Raw genomic sequence first — 16305 nt, 5'->3', positions numbered from 1 at the left:
TACGAATTTGGTCATTACCGACCTTGGGCCGTTTAGGCGGCCAGTGGATTACCGAGGCAGACCATGACTGACTTTGCGGCTGAATATGCCAAGCGCCTGACCACCGCCGACCAAGCCGCCGCGCTCATCGGTAACGGTACAAGAATGGCCATGGGTCTCGGCATCTCCCAGCCGCCGGCGCTTCTTAAGGCGCTCGCGGACCGTGCCGATGCCGGTCAGGTGTCCGACGTAAACATCTACTATCTGCTGTCGATGAAGCAGGCCGGTGAGACCGTCCTACGCTACGAACTGACGGACCGCCTTCGGCCGTACAGCCTCTTCCACGGCGGTATCGAGCGCAAACTGGAGCAGCAGAGCCGCGATGCCGGCCGTAACGGCGTGTGGTTCATCCCGTCCAGTTTCCAGCAGGCCCCCGATGTGATGGTCAATCAGGTCAAGGTGGATACTCTGGTGACCACCGTCTCGCCGATGGATGACGAGGGCTATTTCTCGTTCGGTGTGAACGCTGATTATGCCACGCCGGTCGCGCGTTCCGGCGCGCGCCTGATACTGGAGGTCAACGACCAGTTCCCGCGTGTGGGCGGCGATACCCGCGTCCACATCTCCGAAGTGACGGCCATCGTGGAAAACAATGTCCCGCTGATCGAGTCGGGCAAGGCTGCGATGGCACCTGCGGACGAGGCCATCGGCGCAATCATCGCCGATATGATCGAGGATGGCTCGACGCTTCAGATGGGCATCGGGGCCCTGCCGGATGCGGTTTGTGCCGCCTTGTTCGATCGCAAGGATCTGGGCGTTCATACCGAACTGATGACGCCCGGCCTGATCGCCTTGATGCAGGCCGGTGTGATCAACAACAGCCGCAAGAACATCCATAAGGGCAAGGCGGTCTTTGCCTTCGCCATGGGCACAAAGGCCGACTACGACTTCATCGATAATAATCCGGACTTCGAAGCCTATGGCGTCGATTATGTGAATGACCCGCGCGTCATCTCGCAAAACGACAAGGTGGTCTCGGTCAATGCGACCCTGCAGGTCGACCTGTTCGGTGCCTGCTGCTCGGAGTACCTGAACGGGCGCCAGTTCACGGCCTCGGGCGGGCAGCTGGACTTTGTGCGCGGTGCCGCGGCATCCAAGGGCGGCAAGTCGATCATCGCCTGCCACTCGACCGCAGCCAAGGGCACGGTCTCGCGCATCGTGGCGCAGCTGGATGGTCCGGTGACCACGCCGCGTAACGACGTGCAGTGGATCGTGACCGAGCACGGCGCGGTCAATCTGCGCGGCCTGTCGGTCGAGGAGCGCACCCGCGCCCTGATCCAGCTGGCTGCCCCTCAGTTCCGCGAAAGCCTGGAAGCCGATGCCCGCCGACTGGGCATGATCCTGTAAGGACGCAGGCCGCGAATTACGAAAGCCCGCCCTGCCTTGCGCAGCGGCGGGCTTTTTTGTCCCCAGCACACCCCACAGTTGCGTGGTCTAATGACCCCACATCTAGTGGCTATAAGAATTTTCATCGCAATATAGGCCCGATGGCGGCTTGCCCGCGCCGCGGTGGTGGCGCATGGTTGGGCCTACGAATCTCCATCCAGTTTCTACCTCGTCAGGACCCCGTGTGATGAACGCCCAATCCTCGATCATCCAGCCCGGCACGCCCGGTCTGCTGACCCCGTCGACCGCCTATAAGCCGTTCCGCTATCCGTGGGCGTTCGACATGTGGAAGAAGCAGCAGCAGGTCCACTGGATGCCGGAGGAAGTGCCGCTCGGCGAGGACGTCAAGGATTGGGCGGCCAAGCTGGATGACAACGAGCGCAACCTTCTGACCCAGATCTTCCGCTTCTTCACCCAGGCGGACATCGAGGTTCAGGACAACTACATGGAACGCTATGGTCGGGTGTTCAAACCGACCGAAGTGAAGATGATGCTGGCGGCCTTTGCGAACATGGAGACCATCCATATCGCGGCCTATGCGCTTCTGCTCGAAACCATCGGTATGCCCGAGAGCGAGTTCGGTGCCTTCATGGAATACGAGGCCATGAAGGACAAGCACGATTACATGGGCAAGTTCGGCGTAGAGACCGATGCCGACATTTGCCGAACGCTGGCGATGTTCGGTGGCTTCTCGGAAGGCCTTCAGCTGTTCGCTTCCTTCGCCATGCTGATGAACTTCCCGCGCCAGAACAAGATGAAGGGCATGGGCCAGATCGTCTCGTGGTCGGTGCGCGACGAGAGCCTGCACTGCGAAGGCATCATCAAGCTGTACCACGCCTTCAACAAGGAAACCGGTGCGGTCACCAAAGCCGTGGCGGACGACATCGTCGATAACTGCAAGACCGTTATCGATATGGAAGACAAGTTCATCGACCTGGCCTTTGAAATGGGTCCGGTCAACGGCATGACGCCGGACGACATCAAGCAATACATCCGCTTCATCGCCGACTGGCGTCTGCGCCAGCTGCAACTGCCGGACGTTTACGGCGTGAAGGAAAACCCGCTGCCGTGGCTGCAGTCCCTGCTATCGGGTGTCGAGCACGCCAACTTCTTCGAAGCCCGCGCAACGGAATATTCGAAAGCCGCAACCCAAGGCTCGTGGCACGGTGCCGACGGCGTGTGGGACAGCTTCGATGCCCTGCTCAAGAAGCGTCAGGAGCAGGCCCCGGTCGAGGGCTAAGCTCCCGAACCGGACGAAAATGAAAAGGGCGCGTGGCCGGTGGCCGCGCGCCCTTTGTCTTGTCTGCCTCTGTGAGGCTTATTGAGGCTGCTGGGCGCAGCGCGTCTTGTCGCCGGCGACACACGCCCGCCAGTCGGCCTGAGCGCGCTCATAGGCCGCCAGTTCGGCCTGATAGGCAGCCTGTTTCGCAGCGGTCTCGGCCTCGATACGGCGCGTCTCCATCTCCATCAGGTCCAGTTCTTCTTGATAGTCTGCCTGAGCCTTGGCGAACGCGCGTTGGTTGGCACGGTCCTGCAGTTCGGCCAGATCGTTCTGCTCCATGATCTCGGCGTTCAGCGCCGAGGTCGTGCGCAGTTCTTGCGGGTCCTGCTTTTCATCGGCACCGCGGCGATAGGCTTCGCCACGTGCGCGCAGGGCCTCGGCAACAGGGTCGGATGCCGTGGCATCCTGCGCAACGGCAATAGGCGCAGACAGCGCGACCATTGCGGCAGCCGCTACGGCAGTGAGTGATTTCATCATCATGGCTTTTCACCTTCGGTCGTTTCGGCCGCTTCTGCGGCGGCGGTTAAATCTAGGAGCTCTGGATTGGCCTTCGGAGCTAATTGGGGCAAGCGCAGTTCAAACGTCGCGCCCTCGGGGCCGGTTTCGACAAGTTGCACCTGACCGCCATGGTTGGCGGCCAGTTCCTGCGAAATCGTCAGACCAAGACCAGTGCCGTCGGATTTCGAACCGCTGACAAAGGCCTCGAAAAGCCGCCCTGCAAGGCGTTCGGGGATGCCCGGGCCATTGTCGCGCACCTGAATGACGGCAAAGCCGTCTTCCTCGCGGGCCTTTACGGCAATCTGGCCATGTCTGTCGTCATTCAGACTCTCGATGGCCTGACGCGCGTTGCGCATCAGGTTGACGAAGATGCGGTGAAGCTGATCGGGATCGGCGGTCACGACAAATCGGGACGGCAGGTCGGTTACCAAGCGCACGCCCTGATCGGACAAGCCTGCATCCTCTGCAGCGGCTGCGACAACACGTGCCAGCAGCAGGCGGCGGCGCTCGGGCTCGGGCTCTTCGGACTTGCCGTACTCCAGAACGTTGCGGGCCAGCCCTGCGGCACGCCCCAGCGCTCGCTCTAGGCGGGGCAAGGCCTTGGCCACCAACGGGTCCGACGACGACGACAGGCGCTCGGAGGCGATCTGGGCGGATGTCAGCATATTGCGCAGATCGTGATTGATCTTTGCGACCGCCGCACCCAGCGCCACCAGACGGGCGCGCGCACGCAGGGAGTGGCGCACTTCCTCCTGCATACGTGCCAGTTCGCGCTCGACGCGGCCGATCTCGTCGTGACGATCGGACGGGACCTCGGCCACGCTCTCCGGATCCGCAGCAAAGCGTTCGATGGACCGCGTCACGCGCTGCAGAGGTTGCAGGACGAGGAAGGACAGGCCCAGCCAGAGCAGTCCGCCCGCCACCAGTGCGATCACCACAGACACAATCAGGTTCGACAGGATAAAGGCCCTAAGCTCCAACTTCAGCGGCTGAGCGGGGGCGAGGATTTCGATCAACTCGCCCGAGCGATAGCGCGGTGTCGCCTGCACCCGCAGCGAACGGTCCGGGTGTGCAAACAAGGTGCGCCAAGGGTCCAGCAGTTTGGAGCCGATGCTGCGGTTTCTGAGGTCGATCAGCTCCGGCGCGCGCGGCAGATTGGGGGCCTGGAGCAAGAGACGGCGCACGCCCTGTTCGCCGACGACCACCGACTGTACCCCGCCGATGGTCAGGAGCTGCTCTGCAGTGCTGTCTTCGACCGCGGAGTAGGGCAGGGCCTCGACCCCCACAGATGCCAGCTCTGCGGCCTGCAGACGGTCACTGAGCCACCTTTCCTGGAAGGAGGAGGCACTGGGGATCAAAATCATGCCTGCAACCAGTAGCGTGAACGCCACCGTCAGCAGCATAAGGCGCGCCGTCAAACCGTCTGGCCCGTGCGGCCGGATGCGCTCGCCCGAATTCAAGCGCGCCTTGAGGGCGTCGCTCAACTTTGATCGGTGAGAGGCAAGGCTTTGGGGCACTGGGGTTCCGGTTTCAGGCGCGGGTTCAGTCATTGGTCGCCCGCGTGCGAACGTCCATAACGCGATTTGATCAGCTTTAGACCCATTGGCAGTATCATAGACAGGAAGCCTACACCGATCAGCGGCCACATAAACTGTTGGAATAACGATTGGATATCAGGATCGGGGTCTTTCACCAGTACGGCGTGAAGCCCGCTGCCGATCCAGCAATAGATAATATGCGCCGGCAACAGCCCGATGAAGGTCGCCAACATATAGGGACGCAAGGGGGCCGACATGATCCCGGCCGCCACGTTGATCATATGAAACGGCACTGACACGATCAGGCGCGCCGTGAGCACATAGCTGAAGGTGTTGCGGTCCACGCCATCACAGATGCGCTTGAGGAGGCCCGTATCCGAGGCAGCCTTGCGCTTGAGTGAGTCCCCCAGCGCGGTGCGGCCTACATAATAGACGGCCAGCGCCCCGACTGTGGCGGCAAAGGCAGTTGCTATGCCGCCTACCCATGGGCCGAACAGATAGCCTGCGGTGACGGTGATAAAGACCACGCCCGGCACGACACTGGCGGTCAGGACGGCAAACAGCGCCATCAGCCCTATAAGCACCAGCCAGTAATACTGGTCCACCCACGCCGACAGCGTCGCGCCGTGGTCGCGCAGGGTGTCCAGCGACAGGTAGCGGTTCCATCCCATGCCAAAGATCAAAGCTGCCGCAGCGATGACCAAAACAAGGGGGATAAAGCGGGTCAGGCGATGCAAATCGCAAGGGCTCCATATTCCAGCGTTACGAAAAAACCTTATCGATTCTGGCTTCATAACGCGCTTCAAACGCCAAGGCGCCGTTGACTCCGGCGCGGGGCCGATTTATACGCCCGCCTCTCTTCCGCGGTGGATGATCGTATCTACCGCTTAACTTCTTTATTTCAGGAGCCGACCGTGAAACGGACCTATCAGCCGTCGCGTCTCGTGCGCAAGCGCCGTCACGGCTTCCGTTCGCGGATGGCCACCAAGAACGGTCAAAAGATCGTAGCGCGTCGCCGCGCTAAGGGCCGCAAGCGCCTGACGGCCTAAAGTCAAGCGCCCAACAACCCTATATGGGAGGGCGCATGACCGATCCGATGAAAATCGATCGCCTGTTGCGGCGGCCCCAGTTTCTGGCGGCCGCCAAAGGCGTTTCTCAGGCGAGAGGCGCCGTGGTCATACAACAGTTGGACCGTGCGGATGGTGACGACGCCATTCGCGCAGGTTTTACCGCTACGAAAAAAGTGGGCGGGGCGGTGGTGCGCAACCGCGCCAAGCGCCGCCTGCGTGAGGCTGCGCGCCTGCTTTTGCCTGAATACGGCCAGTCCGGATGCGACTATGTGCTGATTGCGCGCATGGGTACGGCAGACCGCGACTGGGACCGATTGCTTGACGACGTGAAATCGGCCCTTACAAGGCTGACAAAGATGCGTACCGATCCATCCTTAGATAAAGATGGGCGCTCCGGTGCGTTCCATACCGATCAACCGCGCCTCTCCGGCCAGGACCGCTGATCCCGATGCAAAACGAGAACTCGCGCAACACAATCATCTTCTTTGTGTGCGCGGCCCTGATCATGGGCATCTACTATTTCACCGTGATGCGGCCTCAGGCCGAGCAGCAACGTGCCGCGCGTATCGCCGCGGCCGAGATGACCAAGGAAGCGGCGGCTGATCCTGCCGATCCGACAGTCACGGGTGCTGTGAATGTATTCAAGGACCGCGCTGCGGCCCTGACCGGCTCGGGTCGCGTGGCGATCGAGAGCGGCACGGTCAAGGGCTCGCTCTCGCTGCTGGGCGGTCGTATCGACGACCTCTACCTGACCCAGTACCGCGAAGAGCTGGGCAATCCGGCTCCGGTCGAGCTGTTCCGTCCGCAAGGCACAGAGCACGCCTATTTCGCCCAGTTCGGCTGGCGCGGTGCCAACGTTCCGGGCGGCGTACCTGGCCCCAATACGGTCTGGACGCTGGTCAAGGGTGACAAGCTGACCCCGACCACGCCGGTGGAACTGGCCTGGGACAACGGCAGCGGCCTGCGCTTCAGCCGTGTGATCTCGGTCGACGACAAATACCTGTTCACCGTCACGGACACGGTCGCCAACCTCGGCACCCAGCCGATCACCATTGCGCCGTATTCTCGCGTCGAGCGTCAGGGCATCCCTGACAAGCATCGCGAAATGATCTCGCACGAGGGCGCCATCGGTACCTTCGGCGACGGCAAGTCCTATTCGACCGAACAGATCAAATACAAAGACTGGGCCAAGAAGACCAAGGTCGAGGAAAACTCGACCGGCGGTTGGATGGGCATCACCGACAAATACTGGCTGGCAGCCCTGATCCCCGCTCAGGACGAGCAGGTTCAGGCACGCTTCACCGTGCGTCAGGTTGGGGGCGTGGACATCCACGAAGCAAATCTGCTGGGCGCGGCGCATACGATTGCACCGGGCAAGCAGATCACCGAAACCCAGCGCCTGTTCGCTGGCGTGAAGCGCAACGAGATCCTCAAGCAGTATGAAGAGCAGCTGGCTCTGCCGCGCTTCGTCTATGCGATCGACTGGGGCATCCTGTGGTTCCTGACCCGCCCGATCTTCCAGGTTCTGGAGTTCTTCTTCGGCCTGCTCGGCAACTTCGGTCTGGCCATTCTGGCGCTGACGGTTGTTGTCAAGCTGGTCCTCTTCCCGCTGGCTAACAAGTCGTACGCTTCGATGTCGAAGATGCGCATGCTGCAGCCCAAGCTGGAAGAGCTGAAGAAGAAGCACGGCAAGGACCCGCAGAAGCAGCAGCAGGAAATGATGGCCCTGTATCAGCGCGAGAAGATCAATCCGCTGGCGGGTTGCCTTCCGATCCTGGTGCAGATTCCGGTCTTCTTTGCGCTGTATAAGGTTCTGTTCGTCACCATCGAAATGCGCCAGGCACCGTTCTTCGGCTGGATCAAGGATCTGTCGGCCAAAGACCCGACGAGCCTGTGGAATCTGTTTGGTGCCCTGCCATTCGACCCGTCTGCTGCGCCGCTGATCGGTGGCATTCTGGGCGGCCCGCTGCACCTTGGCGTTCTGCCGATCATCTACGGCCTGACCATGTGGCTGCAGATGTCGATGAACCCGCCGGCGCAAGACCCGATGCAGCGGCAGATCTTCGCTCTGATGCCGCTGGTGTTCACCTTCATCATGGCTCCGTTCGCGGCTGGCCTGCTGATCTACTGGGCGTGGAACAACATCCTGTCGATCCTCCAGCAGTATGTGATCATGCACAAATACAAGGCTGAGAACCCCATCGACACCTTCTTTGCCCGCTTCAAAAAGGCCTGATCCTAGTGCTGGATGAACCCAAGGTTGGTGAGTATTCCGCCGAAGAGATTGAGGCCGCGCGCGTCCTGTTTTCGCGTCAGGCCACTTTCATGCTCGGCTGCGCCAAAATCGAGCAACTGCCCGACCCCGATCTCCCCGAGATCGCGTTCGCGGGCCGCTCGAACGTGGGCAAGTCCAGCCTGATCAACGGGCTTGTCGGCATGCACAAGCTGGCGCGCGCCTCCAACGAGCCGGGCCGGACGCGAGAGGTGAACTTCTTCAACCTCGACGACAAGCTGCGTCTGGTGGACTTGCCCGGCTATGGCTGGGCCAAGGCCTCCAAGAAGGAAGTCCGGCGCTTTCAGGACCTCGGCCGCGACTATCTTCGCGGTCGTGTGACCCTCAAGCGCGTCTATCTGCTGATCGACGCCCGTCACGGCCTGAAGAAGGTCGATGACGAGGCGCTCGATGCACTGGATCTGGCAGCAGTGTCCTACCAGATCGTTCTGACCAAGGCGGACAAGCTCAAAAAGGGCGAGGCCGAAAAGGTTCAGGCTGCGACCCTGAAAGCCATCGCCAAGCGTCCGGCGGCCTATCCCTATGTAGCCATCACTTCCTCTGAAAAAGGTGCGGGCTTGCCGGAACTTCGTGCCGAGATCATGCGTACCACAGGCGTAAGTCTGGATTAAATTTGCGGCCAAGCTCGAACGCTAGGCCCTTCGAAGAGTTGTTCGTTTCTCCACAGAGGGAGAGAGGGAACAACAATGAACAAATTTGCTTTGCTCGGCCTGACTTCGGTTGCGGCCCTGACGTTGGCTGCATGTAATCCGCCGGCAAATAAGGCTGATGGCGATGCCGCAGCCGGCGGCGCGGCTGCCCCTGCAGCGGCTCCGGCTACGCTCGAGGCCCCTAAGCCGGGTATGTGGCGTGTGACCACCGCCATGACCGGTATACCGGGTGGCGCGTCGGTACCGCCGCAGGAAATGTGCATCAAGGAAGCCAAGCTTGAAGCCCCTGCCGCCGCCCAGCAAGCGGGCGCGGACTGCACCAGCACTCCGTTCGCCCGTCAGGGTGACGCCATGGTATCGACTGCCAGCTGCAAGCTGCCGGGCAATATGAAGTCTGACTCGACCGTCAAGATCACCGGCGACTTCAACACCCGATATGTGACCGAAGTGACGACCAAGATGGATCCGGCCCCGACGCCGGCCATGGCCGAAACCAAGATCACCATGACTGCCGAGCGTCTGGGCGACTGCCCGGCCGGTAGCTAAAGCCTAAAATGGTTCTCCTGCCGGTATGGCGTTGCCGTAAGGCATCCCCATATCGGTAGGATGACCGCCTATTCCATACTCGATCTCGCCCCCGTTCCCGCTGGCTCTGACGTAGGTCAGGCATTGAGGAACACGGTTGATCTGGCCAAACACGCCGAGGCCGCGGGCTTTACCCGCTATTGGCTTGCTGAACACCACAACATGCCCGGTATCGCCAGCGCCGCCACTTCGGTCGTGATCGGCGCGGTCGCAGCGGCGACCAAGACCATTCGGGTCGGGGCAGGCGGGGTCATGTTGCCCAACCATGCGCCGCTGGTAATTGCGGAGCAGTTCGGCACCCTCTCGGCACTTTATCCCGGTCGTATCGATCTTGGCCTTGGCCGTGCGCCGGGTACCGACCAATTAACGGCACGCGCCCTGCGCCGTACCCTTCAGGGCGATGTCGACGGCTTCCCGCAAGACGTTATGGAGCTGATGCACTGGTTCCAGCCGGCTCAGGAAGGCCAGCGGATCGCGGCCTATCCCGGTGAGGGTCAGGACGTGAAGGTCTGGATTCTGGGATCGTCCACCTATGGTGCTCAACTGGCCGCCCATATGGGGCTGCCGTATGCGTTTGCCAGCCATTTCGCGCCAGGCGAAATGATGAGGGCGGCGGACGTCTACCGCCAGACTTTCCGGCCTTCTGAGCATCTCGAAAAGCCGTACCTCATGCTGGGCTATAACGCCTTCGTCGCCGACACGGACGATGAGGCTCGTCTGCTGTTCACCTCGGTTCAGCAAGCCTTCGTGAACCTGCGCCTGAACAAGGCGGGCAAGCTTCCTGCACCGCAGGAGGGTTACTACGAACGGCTGGATGGTACCGCCAAGGCGGTTGTCGATTCAGCCCTGTCGTGTGCCGCTGTGGGTTCGGTAGAGACTGTGCGTAGTACGATCGCGGACTTTGTCGCCCGCACGGGGGCGGACGAGTTGATGATTACCAGCCAGATCTGGGACCCTGCGGCGCGGGTGCGCTCGCTTCAGCTTCTTGCAGAGGCAGTCGGCCTGAAAGCCTAGTCCTCGTCATCAACCGCTACAAACGTCAGCGGTACGTGGACGGGTTCGACCTGTTCGCTCAGCGGCGTCTGGGCCGTGGTCATCAATACGCCGGCAGCCGTACCCAATAGCATGGCGTCGGAGATGTTCTGGGCGGACACGGGCTCGTGGCCCTCCAGCCGACGCCTCAGGCTGTCGCAGGTGGCCAGCAGGGTCGAGGCATTGCGCACCTCCGCGATCTCGTGATGCCGCCCGACCACGGCACGGTCGCCATAGCGCCAACCTGCATCGCGCGGAGCGCTGTTTAACAGAGCCCACTTTTCCGGCGGCGTCAGTTTTTCGGGCAGGGGCTCCCACGGCATGTCCGCACCCTTGCGCAGGTAACTGACGGGAGCGGTGGGCAGGCCGTGGCGTTGATAGATGGCCAAAGCGGCCTGCTCTACCGTGCGGATTTGCTCGGGAAGCCCTTCGGGCAGTTCCAGTTCGTCGTCCGGTTCGACCTCGCCAAGCGCAGGCGCAGGGTCGGGCTTCAAGCCCCACACTCTGCGCAGACGCTCGACGATCGACATTAGTTGGTAAGGGCGGTGTTGGTTACCGACACGTCGTAGACGACGCGGGTCAGGCTCTGGACCACTTCGAAGAATTTGCGGGCTTCGGCAGCACCTGCACGCGGGGCGTAAATGATGTCGTCAGGCTCGATCTGGAAGTTGCTGGCGATGAAGAAGCCCTGACCTTCGTTGAGGTTGAGGCGGTACACCACCGGCACGCCGCGCGAGGTCACCGGCTGGGTCATGCCCAGAGCCTGCGCGACTTCGGGGCGCTCGAAGCGGAAGACCAGTACCGAACGGGCATTGGCCTGATTGGAATCCAGACCGCCGACGCCGCTCAGGGCTTCGGTCAGGGTCATCGGGCCCGGCGGCAGTTCGCTGCGCGCAACGGCATTAAACGCACCGAACGACGAGAAGCGGCGCGGGCGATAGGTCAGGTTCACCTGGTCGCCGCGTTGCAGGCGGATGTTTTCATCAAACTTGGTGGTGACCACCGACAGCGGGGCCGAATAGGTCTGGCCGCCGCGCATGATGACAACGTCGACGTCATAGGGCGAACGCGAAGACCCGCCTGCTGCGGCGATAACATCCAGAAGATGGCCGTGGTTGGCGGTCAGGGTCTGACGGCCGGGATTGCGCACATCTCCCAGAACGGTCACCGCATTGGACGACGACGAAGCGAGGCTGACCAACACCTGCGGATTGCCGACCTTACCGGCAAGTGCGCGGCGGATGGCCGTCGCGGCCTGGCCCGGGGTCATGCCGCGGACATTGACCGAACCGGCATAGGGGATCGAGACAGCGCCGTTGCGATCCACCGTCATCGGCGGCAGGGCACCGTTGCTGTCGCCCGAGGCGAACAGGGTCGAACCCGGCGACAGGATGCTGATAGCCAGACCGTCACCGATGCCGATGATGTCGGTCGGCTCGTTGCTATCGGCCAGGGCCAGACCGGCAAACGAGCGCGGCGGTGCCAGACGCAGGCGCTCGCTCATTTCGAAGGACAGGTCGACGATGGCGTAGCTGCGCGTGGCCTCGGCGTCCGAAGCGCCCTTGACGACGCCCGCGCCCGAAGGCCCGTCCCGCGGCAGGGTTTGGCAACCGGCGAGGATGGCGAGAAGCATCAGGCTTGCGGCAGTTCTGGTCATAGTCGGCTCTGTTCCGTTTCCCGAGACTTACCCCTCTTGGCGTCGTGCCGCCAGAGGGTTGAGTATCCGTTGCTCTACTATGGAGAAGTGTGCGTCCCAAGTCGGGGCATTATATTGGCCAACAACAGGCTTTGCTGTTGTGTAGTCTTCTATCGCCTTCAGCCAACCGTTGCCGTCTATCGGATCAATCAGTCGCGCTTGCGGCGTCAACTCGCGGTGTGGCGGGATGTCGGATGCAATCAGCGGGATGCCCATAGCGCTGGCCTCGACGGCGGGCAGGTCGAAACCCTCGACGCTTGAGGGAGCCAACACAGCCTGTGCGCCGAGCATAAGACGTGAAAGCGTGGCATCGGCCATGCCTTCGGCCTGATGCACATGCCCACGAAGGGCAGGGCTGCGGTGCAAAAGGTCCAGAACAGTCTCGTTTTCCCAACCATATCGACCGATCAGGACGAGGCTTGGTGTATTGGCCCCATGCCTTTCGGCCAGCGTGCGCCAGACCGTAAGCAGAAAGGCCAGATTCTTGCGCCCCTCGATGGTCCCGACATGCACAAAATAGGGGCGGGCGGTCTTGAGCGGCGCGACCGCGCTGAGATGGCTCTCCAGACCCAGATGCGCCACATCGACGGGCGGCAACGGCAGCCCCTGCGCCTTGGCAAATTTTGACAGTTCGTGAGCGGTGTAGGCGCTGTTGGCGATGATGTGGGTGCCCAGCGACAGGGTATGGTTCATTCGACGCGCGTGTTTGGCGTCATCACCCGCCCGGCAATATTCGGGATGGGTCACCGGAATAAGGTCGTGCACCAGCAGGATGCGGGCAATGTTGCGCTCGGCAAGTGACGTCAGCAGTTCCGGCTCATCCAGTCCTGTGTGACCCACATTGAGATAGGCCATGGCATCTGGAACGGCCGCGCGGCGCGCGCGGAAGAACTGGCGCGTGACCCGGCGCTTCTTTCCGGTCGGAACTTCGTCCGGCAAGGGCGTCATGACCGAATGTGCAGGCACCTGTGGTGCACACAGCGCGTCGATCAGTGCGCGGTCTTGCGGGCGCTCTTCGGCGAGCGCCAGACCGTTCCAGCGATGACGCAAGTCGGCCATTCGCTTGCTGAACCACACATCATCGACCAGTGCCAGTTGCCCCTTGCGGGTCCGCACGGGAACCATACGGTAGTGAGGATGGGCGATCAGCCATTCAGCATAGGCCAGACACACGCGGTCGATACCGGTCGGTGCCGAGCGTTCAGTCCGGCTCAGGAGCCGACTGGCATCCAGCAGGACGGTTTGCACCATCAGGAGACGTAGCCCGCCTGCATCAGCTCGGCGATGTGGATGACGGCCACCGGCTTATCGGCTTCGACCACCAGAAGGCTGCTGATCTTGTTGGCGGTCAACAGATCGACCACGTCGCGCATACGCTGGCTGGGATCCACCGTGATGGGCGAGCGGCTCATAATGTCGGCGGCGGTGATGTTCTGGATGTCGTTGGCGAAGGCGCGGCGGACGTCACCGTCCGTCACCATGCCCGCAAGGGTGCCGTCGTCATTGACCACTGCCACGGTGCCTTTGCGACCCTCGGTAATGGCCGACACGACATCCTTGAACGGCGTTTCGGCGGCGACGCAGGTCGGCGAGGCGGCGTGGTCCATCATCCATTCGCGCACGCTCTGCAGGCTCATGCCCAGTGCGCCGCCCGGATGGTGCATGCCGAAATCTTCGCGGGTAAATCCGCGCTGTTCCATGAGCACCATGGCCAGAGCATCGCCCAGAGCCAACGTCATCAGTGTGGATGTCGTCGGGGCCAGACCTTCCGGGCAGGCCTCGGCCACCTTGGGCATGGTCAGTACGACCTCGGAGTGACGCCCGAGGAAGCTGGACGGACGCTGGGTGATGCCGATGACCGGAATATTGTTGCGCTGGCAGAAGATCAGGGGGTCACGCAGCTCACGGCTTTCGCCGGAATTCGAAATGGCCAGTACCGTGACGTCAGGGCGCAACATGCCCAGATCGCCATGGCTCATTTCAGCGGGGTGCACGAAGAAGGCGTTGGTGCCGGTCGAGGCCAGCGTCGCGGCGATCTTGCCGCCAATGTGGCCCGACTTGCCCATGCCCGTCACGACGACATAGCCCGGACGCGACAGGATGATCTGGCTGGCCCGTGCGATCGACTCATCCAGAGAGCGCTCCAGAGCCTGGAGGGCTTCGATATTAAGCTGGATGACGTGGCGGGCGCGCGACGTCATGGCAACTACCGATTGTTCGCTGGAGGGAGGCGGCGTCTGGGTCATATCTTCGAACATCCTTAGCTCGGGGGGCGAGCTAACATTCGTTCCGATTAGCCGGATTTGGCGGAGACATACAATCGTTCGCTCATCCTATTGAAGGGGAGGGGGCGCAAATCTGCCCCCTCCCGCCTCTATATAATTAGGAGCCGCCGTGAGCTTTCTGGGCCTTGCCCAGTTCAATCATGGCCTGTGCAGCCCCCATCTCGGGGATGATTTCTTCCTCGCGGTCCGAAATCTTGTCGAAGCGCGCCGCGACCTGTTCGGCTGCGTCGTCGCCGACGATGAAGTCGCCTTGCGTCAGCGTGACATAAGCCCGCTCGAAGCCCCCGCCGCCTGCGGTCAGGATACAGCGCGTCGGAGCATCAGGGCTGACGAGGTGAACCAGACCCGGGGTCACAAGCCGGGCTTCCAGCGCATCCAGCGGCAGACCGAGATCTTCGGTCATGCGCGTGTAGGCAGTGGGAGCAAGACAGTTAACGCGGATGTCGTTCTTGGCACCCTCGATGGAGAGGGTCTGCATCAGGCCGACCAGTGCCATTTTGGCAGCGCCATAGTTGGACTGACCGAAATTGCCGAACAGGCCCGAGGACGACGTGGTCATGACAATGCGGCCATAGTTCTGGCTGCGCATGATTTCCCAAACGGCCTTGGTACAGTTAACTGCGCCCATCAGGTGCACGTCGACGACCAGACGGAAGTCATCCAGCTCCATCTTGGCAAAGCTCTTGTCACGAAGGATCCCGGCGTTGTTCACCAGAATATCGATCCGGCCCCAACGCTCCATGGTTTCGGCAACCATACGCGATACAGCCTCGAAGTCGGTGACCGACGCGCCGCTGGCCATGGCCTCGCCACCGGCGGACACGATTTCCGCCACAACGGCCTCCGCCGCAGATTGCGACGCCCCCGAGCCATCGCGGGCCCCGCCAAGATCGTTAACGACAACCTTTACGCCGCGCGCGGCCAGCGCCAACGCGTGCTCGCGACCCAGTCCACCCCCTGCGCCCGTGACAATGGCCACCTGGCCTTTGAAACCGTCAGTCATTCAGCCCACCTTTCAGATATCCGTCCAAATTTGGCCCCATCGGGCCCCGTTCCACCGATTATGTGTTGGAATGGCGCCACAGTCGTCACATTCGACGCTATTCCAAGGAACCGGCTTGCTGCAATGCCGTTCGTTGCTGGAGTGCTTTTGCGGAGACGCATCGGCATCGGACTCATAACTTCAGTGAGAGAGAGACACCATGAAGCTGAAACTTCTTGCCAGTGTCGCCGCTGCTGGGCTGTTTGCGGCAGGCGCCGCTTCGGCCGAGCCGAACGGCTGGTACGGCGCGATTGATGCGGGTTACCACATCATCGACGACATCAATGCCGAATCGTCCACCACCGGTGCAAACTGGAACTGGGAAGTGAACGATGGTTGGGCTGCTTTCGCCCGCCTCGGTTACCGTTTCAACCCGAACTGGCGTATGGAACTCGAAGGCGGCTACCGCTCGGGTGACATTGGTCGCGTTCGCGCTGTTTCGGGCGAACAAGGCCTGTGCAACCTGACCCCGGCAACCGGCCCGTGCCACTCGCCGGAAGGTGACATCACCTCCACCACCCTGATGGCCAACGTCATCTATGACTTCGGCAACGAAGACTGGAACCTGCGTCCGTTCGTGGGTCTGGGTGTCGGTGCTAACCGCGTGAACGTCGACACTGTCGGCCGTCTGCGCCAAGCTCCGGGCGGCGCTTTCGCTGCTGACGACTCGTCGACCAAGTTTGCTGCTCAAGCAATCGCTGGTCTGGCCTGGGCCGTTTCGGACCGTGCACACGTTGACCTGACCTACCGTTACCTGACCGGTGACGCGAACTGGGATTCGGTTGTTCCGGCTGCTGTTTCGCCGGCATTCGGTGAATGGTCGGGCGACTATGATCAGTCGCACACCGTGACCCTGGGTCTGCGTTACGCCTTCGGCGCTGAAGATGCACCGCCGCCGCCGCCGCCGCC

17 protein-coding genes are annotated in these 16305 nt (G+C 61.9%); 9 read left to right on the top strand and 8 right to left on the bottom strand.

Annotated features, from left to right (window positions below; all coding sequences use genetic code 11):
• The first annotated feature begins 63 nt into the window (after window positions 1–63).
• Both OB03_RS13775 and OB03_RS13770 read left to right on the top strand, forming a co-directional pair.
• Window positions 64–1386: an acetyl-CoA hydrolase/transferase family protein gene (locus tag OB03_RS13775; protein ID WP_461344537.1), complete on the top strand. Its 1323-nt coding sequence runs from the start codon at window positions 64–66 to the stop codon at window positions 1384–1386.
• Between the two features lie 226 nt (window positions 1387–1612).
• A complete protein-coding gene (locus tag OB03_RS13770; RefSeq protein WP_461344536.1) occupies window positions 1613–2665 on the top strand; it encodes a ribonucleotide-diphosphate reductase subunit beta in 1053 nt (350 codons plus the stop codon).
• Window positions 2666–2743: 78 nt separating this feature from the next.
• Here OB03_RS13770 and OB03_RS13765 read toward each other — a convergent pair whose 3' ends face one another.
• From OB03_RS13765 to OB03_RS13755, 3 genes are all read right to left on the bottom strand, one after another.
• The gene (locus tag OB03_RS13765) at window positions 2744–3187 is read right to left on the bottom strand and encodes a cell wall hydrolase (RefSeq protein WP_242912292.1); all 444 of its coding nucleotides are present in this window, start codon (window positions 3185–3187) and stop codon (window positions 2744–2746) included.
• Entirely contained in the window at window positions 3184–4689 is a 1506-nt protein-coding gene (locus OB03_RS13760; RefSeq protein WP_242912291.1) for a sensor histidine kinase, read from the bottom strand. Before OB03_RS13760 ends, OB03_RS13765 begins: the two co-directional genes overlap by 4 nt.
• A gap of 62 nt (window positions 4690–4751) precedes the next feature.
• Complete coding sequence (locus OB03_RS13755; RefSeq protein WP_242912290.1) at window positions 4752–5480, bottom strand: TVP38/TMEM64 family protein; 729 nt, start codon at window positions 5478–5480, stop codon at window positions 4752–4754.
• Window positions 5481–5657: 177 nt separating this feature from the next.
• Here OB03_RS13755 and rpmH point away from each other — a divergent pair, with 177 nt between their 5' ends.
• From rpmH to OB03_RS13725, 6 genes are all read left to right on the top strand, one after another.
• Entirely contained in the window at window positions 5658–5792 is a 135-nt protein-coding gene (rpmH, locus tag OB03_RS13750) for a 50S ribosomal protein L34 (protein WP_003164000.1), read from the top strand.
• Window positions 5793–5827: 35 nt separating this feature from the next.
• Window positions 5828–6256, top strand: a complete 429-nt coding sequence (rnpA, locus tag OB03_RS13745) for a ribonuclease P protein component (RefSeq protein WP_242912289.1) — start codon at window positions 5828–5830, stop codon at window positions 6254–6256.
• 5 nt (window positions 6257–6261) lie between these two features.
• A complete protein-coding gene (gene yidC / locus OB03_RS13740; RefSeq protein ID WP_461344535.1) occupies window positions 6262–8049 on the top strand; it encodes a membrane protein insertase YidC in 1788 nt (595 codons plus the stop codon).
• A 5-nt stretch (window positions 8050–8054) separates the two neighbouring features.
• Entirely contained in the window at window positions 8055–8717 is a 663-nt protein-coding gene (yihA, locus tag OB03_RS13735; protein ID WP_461344534.1) for a ribosome biogenesis GTP-binding protein YihA/YsxC, read from the top strand.
• A gap of 75 nt (window positions 8718–8792) precedes the next feature.
• On the top strand, window positions 8793–9302 hold the full coding sequence (locus OB03_RS13730; RefSeq protein ID WP_461344533.1) for a DUF3617 domain-containing protein: 510 nt from the start codon (window positions 8793–8795) through the stop codon (window positions 9300–9302).
• Window positions 9303–9362: 60 nt separating this feature from the next.
• Entirely contained in the window at window positions 9363–10355 is a 993-nt protein-coding gene (locus OB03_RS13725; protein WP_461344532.1) for an LLM class flavin-dependent oxidoreductase, read from the top strand.
• Here the strand turns inward: OB03_RS13725 and OB03_RS13720 are convergent.
• From OB03_RS13720 to OB03_RS13700, 5 genes are all read right to left on the bottom strand, one after another.
• Window positions 10352–10903 carry a hypothetical protein gene (locus OB03_RS13720; protein WP_461344531.1) on the bottom strand — a complete coding sequence of 184 codons (552 nt, stop codon included), beginning with the start codon at window positions 10901–10903 and terminating at the stop codon, window positions 10352–10354. The two genes, OB03_RS13725 and OB03_RS13720, sit on opposite strands and share 4 nt — an antisense overlap.
• Window positions 10903–12030 (bottom strand): polysaccharide biosynthesis/export family protein, encoded by a 1128-nt coding sequence (locus OB03_RS13715; RefSeq protein ID WP_242912284.1) that lies wholly within the window; start codon window positions 12028–12030, stop codon window positions 10903–10905. The genes OB03_RS13720 and OB03_RS13715 overlap by 1 nt, the downstream gene beginning before the upstream one ends.
• Before the next feature lie 27 nt (window positions 12031–12057).
• Window positions 12058–13320 carry a glycosyltransferase family 4 protein gene (locus tag OB03_RS13710; RefSeq protein ID WP_461344530.1) on the bottom strand — a complete coding sequence of 421 codons (1263 nt, stop codon included), beginning with the start codon at window positions 13318–13320 and terminating at the stop codon, window positions 12058–12060.
• A complete protein-coding gene (locus OB03_RS13705) occupies window positions 13320–14327 on the bottom strand; it encodes a KpsF/GutQ family sugar-phosphate isomerase (protein ID WP_242912282.1) in 1008 nt (335 codons plus the stop codon). The genes OB03_RS13710 and OB03_RS13705 overlap by 1 nt, the downstream gene beginning before the upstream one ends.
• A 124-nt stretch (window positions 14328–14451) precedes the next feature.
• Window positions 14452–15357 carry an SDR family NAD(P)-dependent oxidoreductase gene (locus tag OB03_RS13700; RefSeq protein WP_461344529.1) on the bottom strand — a complete coding sequence of 302 codons (906 nt, stop codon included), beginning with the start codon at window positions 15355–15357 and terminating at the stop codon, window positions 14452–14454.
• A 199-nt stretch (window positions 15358–15556) separates the two neighbouring features.
• On the opposite strand from OB03_RS13700, the gene OB03_RS13695 reads away from it, so the two are divergent.
• A partial coding sequence (locus OB03_RS13695) for an outer membrane protein (RefSeq protein ID WP_461344528.1) occupies window positions 15557–16305 on the top strand: 749 nt, incomplete at its 3' end.

The organism is Brevundimonas sp. GN22, from assembly GCF_054824005.1.
This window is presented reverse-complemented; position numbering and strand designations above follow the sequence as displayed.

Bases quoted from the DNA above. Each gene is read 5' to 3' on its own strand.
- OB03_RS13775 (WP_461344537.1), top strand. From the start codon at position 64: ATGACTGACTTTGCGGCTGAATATGCCAAGCGCCTGACCACCGCCGAC.
- OB03_RS13770 (WP_461344536.1), top strand. From the start codon at position 1,613: ATGAACGCCCAATCCTCGATCATCCAGCCCGGCACGCCCGGTCTGCTG.
- OB03_RS13765 (WP_242912292.1), bottom strand. From the start codon at position 3,187: ATGATGATGAAATCACTCACTGCCGTAGCGGCTGCCGCAATGGTCGCG.
- rnpA (WP_242912289.1), top strand. From the start codon at position 5,828: ATGACCGATCCGATGAAAATCGATCGCCTGTTGCGGCGGCCCCAGTTT.
- yidC (WP_461344535.1), top strand. From the start codon at position 6,262: ATGCAAAACGAGAACTCGCGCAACACAATCATCTTCTTTGTGTGCGCG.
- OB03_RS13730 (WP_461344533.1), top strand. From the start codon at position 8,793: ATGAACAAATTTGCTTTGCTCGGCCTGACTTCGGTTGCGGCCCTGACG.
- OB03_RS13725 (WP_461344532.1), top strand. From the start codon at position 9,363: ATGACCGCCTATTCCATACTCGATCTCGCCCCCGTTCCCGCTGGCTCT.
- OB03_RS13720 (WP_461344531.1), bottom strand. From the start codon at position 10,903: ATGTCGATCGTCGAGCGTCTGCGCAGAGTGTGGGGCTTGAAGCCCGAC.
- OB03_RS13715 (WP_242912284.1), bottom strand. From the start codon at position 12,030: ATGACCAGAACTGCCGCAAGCCTGATGCTTCTCGCCATCCTCGCCGGT.
- OB03_RS13710 (WP_461344530.1), bottom strand. From the start codon at position 13,320: ATGGTGCAAACCGTCCTGCTGGATGCCAGTCGGCTCCTGAGCCGGACT.
- OB03_RS13705 (WP_242912282.1), bottom strand. From the start codon at position 14,327: ATGTTCGAAGATATGACCCAGACGCCGCCTCCCTCCAGCGAACAATCG.
- OB03_RS13700 (WP_461344529.1), bottom strand. From the start codon at position 15,357: ATGACTGACGGTTTCAAAGGCCAGGTGGCCATTGTCACGGGCGCAGGG.